The organism is Streptomyces sp. OR43, from assembly GCF_008042275.1.
In the GTDB taxonomy this organism is placed as follows: domain Bacteria; phylum Actinomycetota; class Actinomycetes; order Streptomycetales; family Streptomycetaceae; genus Streptomyces.
This window is the reverse complement of the sequence record NZ_RDBK01000096.1, coordinates 1-920: the sequence shown is the minus strand read 5'-3', so window position 1 is coordinate 920 and position 920 is coordinate 1. Positions and strand designations below refer to the sequence as shown.

The 920-nt window shown below is 73.3% G+C and carries 1 pseudogene; it reads right to left on the bottom strand.

Annotation, left to right across the window (positions count from 1 at the left end):
- Window positions 1–85 precede the first annotated feature (85 nt).
- Window positions 86–920 (bottom strand): annotated as a pseudogene (locus EAO72_RS42390) (serine/threonine protein kinase); the annotation flags it as partial.

Below are 920 nucleotides of genomic sequence, written 5' to 3'. Positions count from 1 at the left end.
CGGCGGCCGGAGGCGGCGGGGTCTGGACGGGCGCCGGCGGCGGGCCCGGCTGCCCGGGAATCCGCCCCGCCCCGCAAGCGCCGCGTCAGCCCTTGGCGTTGGGCCAGACGGTCACGTCCACCGTGATGTACGTGCTGGGTGAGTCGTCGGGAGAGTGGCCCTGATAGGTCAGCAGGGCCATGTGCCCGGACCCCGTGGTGATGCAGACCTGACGGTCCTTGCCGAGCTGGTTCACGTAGATGCTGCCGGTGAACCGGGTCTCGGCGCGGCAGACGGCGAGCGACCCTTCCTGGCCCGGATCGAGCCGCACCAGGGTCCCGTCGGTCCCGGCGTCGAGGTGTCCGCCGGTGCTGTAGTAGATCAGCTCGGATTCCACGTCCTCACCGTCCCTCGGCTTGAGCTCGTCGTCCTCGAGCGTCAGGTTGTAGCCGGAGGTCAGGTTGATGCCCGTGAACACCTTGGGCTCGGGGTCCGGCCTGGTGGAAGGCGCTGGATCCGCCGTGGTGCCCGCGCCCGGGTCCTCCCCGTCCCCCTCGGCATCGGCGCTCGGTGACGAATCGGCCTGCTGCGGGGTGCTGCCGCCCTTGGGGGAATCGCTGCTCTGCGACGACTTGCCGTCGTCCTTGAGCATGACGTACGCCGTCCCGCCGCCGGCGATGCCGACGACGAGCGCCACCGCGATGGCGATGGCGGCGACCCGGCCGCCGCGGCGCTTCGGGGGCTGGGGCGCGGCAGGACCCTGGGGCGGCAGGTGTCCGGGTTGCGTCTGGGACTGCGCCGGGTACGCACTCGCGAACGGGGCCGGGGTGTGCGCCTGCGACGGCGGATACGGCTCCGTGGCCTGCCCCTGGACCGGATACGCGGCCTGCGGGTACGGGGCCTGGGGAACGGGCGTCTGCGGGGCCGGGCGCTGCGGAACC